This is a genomic window from Streptomyces sp. NPDC101393 (assembly GCF_044767385.1).
In the GTDB taxonomy this organism is placed as follows: domain Bacteria; phylum Actinomycetota; class Actinomycetes; order Streptomycetales; family Streptomycetaceae; genus Streptomyces.
This window is the reverse complement of sequence record NZ_JBIWNU010000015.1, coordinates 99,616-105,898: the sequence shown is the minus strand read 5'-3', so window position 1 is coordinate 105,898 and position 6,283 is coordinate 99,616. Positions and strand designations below refer to the sequence as shown.

At 72.7% G+C, this 6,283-nt stretch carries 5 protein-coding genes; 1 reads left to right on the top strand and 4 read right to left on the bottom strand.

What is annotated here, in order from left to right; all coding sequences use genetic code 11:
• Positions 1–329: 329 nt before the first annotated feature.
• The 3 genes from ACIRQ7_RS34780 to ACIRQ7_RS34770 all read right to left on the bottom strand — a co-directional run bounded on the left by ACIRQ7_RS34780 (position 330) and on the right by ACIRQ7_RS34770 (position 2,617).
• The gene (locus ACIRQ7_RS34780) at positions 330–815 is read right to left on the bottom strand and encodes a DUF5709 domain-containing protein (protein ID WP_404266529.1); all 486 of its coding nucleotides are present in this window, start codon (positions 813–815) and stop codon (positions 330–332) included.
• A gap of 164 nt (positions 816–979) precedes the next feature.
• Positions 980–1,348: a DUF2795 domain-containing protein gene (locus ACIRQ7_RS34775; protein ID WP_404266528.1), complete on the bottom strand. Its 369-nt coding sequence runs from the start codon at positions 1,346–1,348 to the stop codon at positions 980–982.
• A 201-nt stretch (positions 1,349–1,549) separates the two neighbouring features.
• Entirely contained in the window at positions 1,550–2,617 is a 1,068-nt protein-coding gene (locus ACIRQ7_RS34770) for a Ku protein (RefSeq protein WP_404266527.1), read from the bottom strand.
• Between the two features lie 1,381 nt (positions 2,618–3,998).
• Between ACIRQ7_RS34770 and ligD the strand changes: the two genes are divergently transcribed.
• On the top strand, positions 3,999–4,985 hold the full coding sequence (ligD, locus tag ACIRQ7_RS34765) for a non-homologous end-joining DNA ligase (protein WP_404266526.1): 987 nt from the start codon (positions 3,999–4,001) through the stop codon (positions 4,983–4,985).
• Positions 4,986–5,000: 15 nt separating this feature from the next.
• Here the strand turns inward: ligD and ACIRQ7_RS34760 are convergent, their stop codons facing one another.
• The gene (locus ACIRQ7_RS34760) at positions 5,001–6,107 is read right to left on the bottom strand and encodes a cation diffusion facilitator family transporter (RefSeq protein WP_404266525.1); all 1,107 of its coding nucleotides are present in this window, start codon (positions 6,105–6,107) and stop codon (positions 5,001–5,003) included.
• Between the last annotated feature and the right edge of the window lie 176 nt (positions 6,108–6,283).

Genomic DNA, 6,283 nt, shown 5'->3' with positions numbered 1-6,283 from the left:
CCGTCCGCTTCAACCAGGCCGCACTCGACCTGTGCGCCAAAGCCGACGAACGCCGCACCCGGATGGAAACCCGCCTCACCGGCATCCCCGGCCAGAACGCCACCGGGCAGCTGAAGGGGCAGCTCCTGAGGAGTGCGGGCGCCTGACCGCCGGTCAACCCGCCCCGGCCCCCTTGAGGAAGCCCCGCGCGGCCACGCCGAGTTGGACGCGGGCGCCGACCGCAGGGGCGTGCTCACCCCCGCAGGGATCGCCGGACGGGGGCGTCGCACCGTACGGCACGCCTCCTCGGCCGGTCCGGCGGTACCGTCGGGCTCAGCTCCGGCGCGGTCTCAGGCCCATGCTTGCGCGTCCTCGTCACCCTCGGTGTCGCCGGTGATGTGTACCGCGGCTTCCTCCGCCGAGGCGGCGCCGCCGTCGATACCGACGTCCTGGCCCACCACGTCGTCGCTGCGGCCGCGCTGGAACCCCTCGTCCGTGCCCACGATCCGCCCGGCGCGACGCTCACCCACCTGGCCGTCCACCGGTTCCCCCGCGCCGCCCGTCAGGTCGCCGATTCCGTCGCCGTCGGGCGCGCAGACATCCGGCAGCTCTGCCGCCAGCCGGTGCTCGAGCGAGTCGCCGTCGTGCTGCTCCCGCGCGGTCGTCCCCTGCTGATTGACCGCGTACGGCTTCTCGGGCGGGGAGTAGCCCTCGTCGAGCGCTTCGTCGAGGCCGGGCTCGTCCAGCGCATCCTCCATGTCCAGGTCGTTGGGGTTGTCCTGCGGATCGGATCGGGATGGCTGGTAGACCTCGTCGCCCATCATGTCGTCGGACATGGCCGCCCTCCTTTGCCGGCTGCGATTGCGGACTCGGGCCGTGGTGTACCTGGTCTCATTGTCCGCCTCCTCCGGCCGCGCGGCAGCGGAGGAGGCGGAGCCCTGGGCCACGGGTGGTACCGCGGGCCGCCCGCACCTGCCGGGCGGGCGGCCCGCCGGACGGTTCAGGCGCGGTGGTCCTCCGTCCCGATCCCCGGGGACTCGGCGATGCTCTGCACGTTGCCGTACCGCTCGTCCTCGGGCAGCTTCTCGGCGAGCGCGACCAGCCGGTCAGGGGCGTGGTTGCGGCGCAGCGTCGCCACGACGGCGCCACGGTAGGCCGGATACAGGCTCCGGCCGAGATGCTGGGCCAGCTCCGAGCGAACGCCGACATCCTCCTCGGTCATGCCGCGCGGTGTGCCGCCCCGGAAGGAGGCGTCCGGTGCCCTGGCCGCCACCGGCTGGTCCTCGCCTGCCGGTGGGAGTTCCTGTTCCTCCTGTGTGCGCAGCCCGCGAGCGGCCGTCAGCTGTCCCCGCAGCTGCTTCTTCATCATGTCGTCGCGGGCCGGTCCGGTCTTGTCCGCGCCGTGTTCCAGGCCATGGCTGCCTCCAGCTCCGGAGCGCGTTGTCGTGCCTACCCCTCCGCCCTGACAATCCGGCAGCTGCGTGGCAACCCACGACACACGCCCCCTCCCCACCGGCCTCTGATCCGGACGATGCGCCCCTCCGCTACGGAACGTGACCCCGGGCGAGGGTCAGCTCGCCCGGCGTCCCTTGCCCGCCGTCTTCTTCGCCGAGGCGGCCTTCTTGCCGGAGCTTGAGCCGCTGCCGCTGGTGGTCTTCTTCGCGGTGCCGCTGGACTTCTTGCCCGCGCTCGTCCCTGACGCACGGGTCGCCGTCTTCTTCGTGGCGCTGCCGGTGGATTTCTTCGCGTCCGATCGCCGCGCCGCGCTCTTCTTCGTCGTACGGCCGGACAGGACGGTGACCCCGCCGCGCCCGCCGCCCTCGTCCGCTGCCGTCTCCCCGTCGGCGTCGTCTTCGCCGCGTGACCGTTTGGCGGCCTGGACGCTGTTCTGCAGGGCCGCCATCAGGTCCATCACCTCGGCGGCGGGCTGTTCCTCGTCGGTCTTGAAGTCCGGTTCGCGATCCGCCAGCTTCGCCGCCACGATCTCTTCGAGCGCCTCACGGTAATGATCGTGAACGTCGTCCTCCGACAGCTCTCCGAACGAGTCCATCAGGTCCTCGGCCGCCGCCACCTCGTCGGCGGCGACCTCCACCTCCCGCTCGGGCAGCACCCCGTCCATCGGGCGGATCTGGTGCGGCCAGAGCAGTACCTGCATGACGAGTGCCCCCTCGACCGGGCGGATCATCGCCAGCGTCTCCCGCCCGTGCAGCGCGACCTTGCCGAGCCCGACCCGCTGGTGCCGTTCCATCGCGTCACGCAGCAGGACGTACGGCTTGGCCGCGGCGGGGCTGTCGACGCCGAGGTAGTAGCCCTTGCCCATCTGCAGCGGGTCGATGTCACCGCCGGCGACGAAGGCCAGGATGGTCAGTGTCTTCGCGGTCGGCAGCGGCAACGCGTCCATATCGGCGTCGCTGAGCGGTACGACGGTGTCGTCGCCGGCCTTGTAGCCGCGGCCGATCTCGTCCTGCGAGACCTCGATGTCCTCGATCGAGCAGACGGGCTGATTGCGCACCCGCCCGCCGTCCGCCGTGTGGATCCGGACGAAGCTCACCGAGGCGGAGCTGTCCGTCGCGGTATACGCGGCGACCGGGATCGTGACCAGGCCGAAGCTGATGGAGAACTTCGCCGTGGGGCGCATGGCAGCCGCCTTCTTCGGTGCATTCCGACGGGGTGCGGGGCTCGTGCTTTCCGGCGTCGCTCTGGTCGCGCTGTTCGGCTTCTGCTGTGGCGTAGCCGGGCTGGTGGAAGCCATGCTAAGCGGGATGGTTGGCCCGCACATCCCGGACTTATTGCTGGTCACGCCCGGGAGAGCCGCACGCGCCGACCAGCACCCGAGCGGCGCCGTCGTGCCCTTTCCCGGGCCTTGGCGAACCGTTGTCCGCGGCGGAGCTGCCTGCGGCCCGCCACCGGACGGCACCGTATGCAGCAGGCTGCCGACGCCGCGGGAAGAGCGCCCGCGCACCCCGCTGCTACGGCGTGACGCGGAGCAGCAGCTTGCCGGTGCCGGCGCCCGGCTGCCACTCAGGCGGTGTGTCTCAGGGACGCCGAGCTGCGCCGGAAGGTGTCCCCGCCGACCGGGTCCAGGGCCGGGTCGGCGCCCCGGCCGCCGGTGGCGGTGCGGAGGTCCTGGGCCCAGCAGGAGCCGATGAACAACACCGTGTCGTGGCCGGGGACCGTTCAGCCGTCCGCCACCTGAGCCGCCGGAAGGGACAGCCGGGCCGAGATCCTCGGGGTCGCCCGCTGAGCTGACCACACCCCCCGCACCCGTCGTGCCGACCGGTTTCGCGTTCGCCGAACTGGCCGCCGTCGACACCGAACCGGTGTGCGCGACACTGACCGCCCTCGGGTTCGCCCGTACGGCCGGCACTCCCGCAAGCCGGTGGAACTGTGGGAGCAGGGCGCGGCCCGCATCCTGCTCAACGCCGCGGGGGGCGACCGCAGGGAAGGCCCCGCGCTGGTCGCGGCGTCCGCCGCGCCGCCCGCATGGTGTGCGGTGCCGGCAGCGGGTCGGGTGCCGGGCCGGGGGCGGGGCCCGGGGTCGGTGGTGCGGGGTTCGGCGGGATCGGGTCCGGTTCGGGATGCGGAGCCGGAGGAGGTACCGGGTCCGGGCCGGGCGCCGGCACCGGGCCGGGTCCGGGGCCGGGAGTCGGCCCCGGCGGGCCGGGGCCCGGACCGGGAGTGGGCGGAACGGGGTCCGGGTGGGTCGGGCCGGGCGGTCCCGGCGGCTGTGGCACCGTCATGTGGTTCTCCGATCGCCGGTGGCGTCGCTTCCTGACCTTCGACTTCCCGTCCTGTACGGGCCCATGCGTTCCTTCAAGGTCGTGTCACACCACCGGCCGAGGGTCTGGACCTCGGACTCCCGGCGTGCGTACTCACTGTGCGACGGCCGCGACCACTCGGCGACACGGGAGTCACGCCTGGTCGACGGGGCAGCGGGTCGGTGGGCCGGCCGGCGCGGTCCCGCGCGTGCCACTCGGACGCCGGAGAGTACGGACGCCCCGAGCGGGTACCCCGCCCGCATGAACGAGGACGGCAGGGGTCGGAGCGGCAGCAGACGCAGGAACGGGAACGGCGGCCGGGGCCGGGCCTCCGGCGCCGGCGCGGGCGAGGTGCGGGCCGGGCGCCGGTCGGTGGAGATCCATCGCCCGGACAAAGTGCTGTTCCCCGATGACGGGCTGACCAAGGCCGATCTCGTCGACTACTACCGGCAGGTGGCCGCGGTCATGGTGCCGCAGCTACGGGGCCGGCCGCTGATGCTGGAGCGGCTTCCGGACGGGCTGGGCGGACCGCAGTTCATGCAGAAGGACACCCCCGGCCACTACCCCGACTGGATCCGGCGCGCGACGGTCACCAAGGAGGGCGGCAGCGTCACCCACCCGGTCTGCGACGACAAGGCGAGTCTGCTCTTCCTCGCCGACCAGGCGTGCGTGACGGTGCACCGCTGGCTGTCCCGCGCCGACCGGCCCGACCGTCCCGACCGGCTGGTGTTCGACCTGGACCCGCCGGGTCCGGACTTCGAGGCCGTACGGTGCGCGGCACGGCGGGTGGGGGAGCTGCTCGACGAACTCGGCCTGCCGGCGGCCCTGATGACCACGGGATCGAAGGGGCTGCATGTCATCGTGCCGCTCGACGGCACCGGTGACTTCGACGCGTCCCGGCACTTCGCCCGGCAACTGGCCGAGGTGCTCGCCGAGCGGTATCCGGACCGTCTCACCACCGCCGTACGCAAGCAGGCGCGTGGGGACCGGCTCTACCTCGACGTTCAGCGCAACGCCTACGCGCAGACGGCCGTCGCTCCCTGGTCGGTGCGGCCGAAGGCGGGTGCGCCGGTCGCCGTACCGCTGACCTGGGAGCAGCTCGACGAGCCCGAACTCACGGCACAGAGCTGGTCGTTGCGGGATGTCGCGGGCGTCCTGGAGCAGGCGCGGGCACGGCCGTGGCCGGCGGCGACGCGTCGTGGCCGCTCGCTGCGTGCGGCCGCCCGGCGGCTCGACGCGCTCCGGTGAGCCGACTGCCGCCGGTCAGCCGCTGTCCTGTGCGCCCCCGCCGCCTCCGGCGGCGTTGCGGTCGCTCTCGGCGGCCACCGTTTCGTCGAGGAGCTGCCGGTCCCGCCGGGCCTGTGCGCGGTCCTTGGCCGAGGCGTCGGTGACATCGAGGAAGATCTGGTCGGCGATCGGCCACTGCTTGGTGAGGTCCGCCTTCACCCGCACCAGGACGTCCTCGACCTCCTCGCTGTCCAGCCCGCCGACGAGGTCGATACGGGCAGCGACCAGCGTCGACTGCGTTCCCATCCGCATCGACAGCAGCCCGGTCACGGTGTCCACCTCCGGCTGCTCGTCCAGGAATTCCTGTATCGCCTGGCGCAGTGCGGGATCGGCGGCCTCCCCGATGAGCTGTCCGCGTGATTCCTTGGCGAGCTGATAGGCCACGAAGACGAGCAGCGCGCCGATGACCAGCGAGGCCCATGCCTCGTACGCCACCTTGCCGGTGATCATGTGGAGTCCCATGCCTGCCATGGCGACCAGCACACCGAAACAGGCGGTGGAGTCCTCGGCCAGCACCGTGCGCAGCGCGGGATCGTCGCCTGCCCGGATCGCTCCGCGCATGCTGCGTCCCGCCGCCCGCGCCTGGCCGCGGACCTGGAGCAACGCGCGGACGAGCGACGACCCTTCGGCGATCAGCGCGACGGCCAGGACGGCGAGGCCGACGAGGTAGCCGGTGTGGGTCTCCGAGCTGTCCGAGCGCATGGCCTCGATGCCCTGGAAGAAGGAGAAGCAGCCGCCCATGACGAAAATGCCGACGGCCGCGAGCAACGACCAGAAGTAGCGCTCCTTCCCGTAGCCGAAGGGATGGCGGGCGTCCGCGGCGCGTGTGCTGCGCTTGAGGGAGGCGAGCAGGAACAGCTCGTTGAGACTGTCGGCGACCGAGTGGGCGGCTTCGGAGAGCAGGGCCGGGGAACCGGCGAAGAGGCCGCCGAGTGCCTTGGCGAGCGCGATGACCAGATTGGCGCCGAGGGCGACGACGATCGTGACGCGGGTTCTGGCGTCCTCGGCGGTTGCCGCGTCCGGACCGGTGGCGGCGTCCGTTCGGCCATCGGGGTGAAGTGCGGTCTCGGACTCACGGGACACGGGTTTCCTCCCCTTCGCCGGCCGGGTGCCGGCCGGGCAGCGTACCGCCCGGAGGGGCCGGCGCACGTCCCCGTGGGTCGGTTCACGCCCGGAGCAGTGGCTGTTTCCGCAGGCCGGAACCGGGGATGGTGCGAAGGCGAAGCGCGGCACGGAGGCCATCGGACAGCGGCCGGCGG

Bases quoted from the DNA above. Each gene is read 5' to 3' on its own strand.
- ACIRQ7_RS34780 (WP_404266529.1), bottom strand. From the start codon at position 815: ATGTCCGACGACATGATGGGCGACGAGGTCTACCAGCCATCCCGATCC.
- ACIRQ7_RS34775 (WP_404266528.1), bottom strand. From the start codon at position 1,348: ATGATGAAGAAGCAGCTGCGGGGACAGCTGACGGCCGCTCGCGGGCTG.
- ACIRQ7_RS34770 (WP_404266527.1), bottom strand. From the start codon at position 2,617: ATGCGCCCCACGGCGAAGTTCTCCATCAGCTTCGGCCTGGTCACGATC.
- ligD (WP_404266526.1), top strand. From the start codon at position 3,999: ATGAACGAGGACGGCAGGGGTCGGAGCGGCAGCAGACGCAGGAACGGG.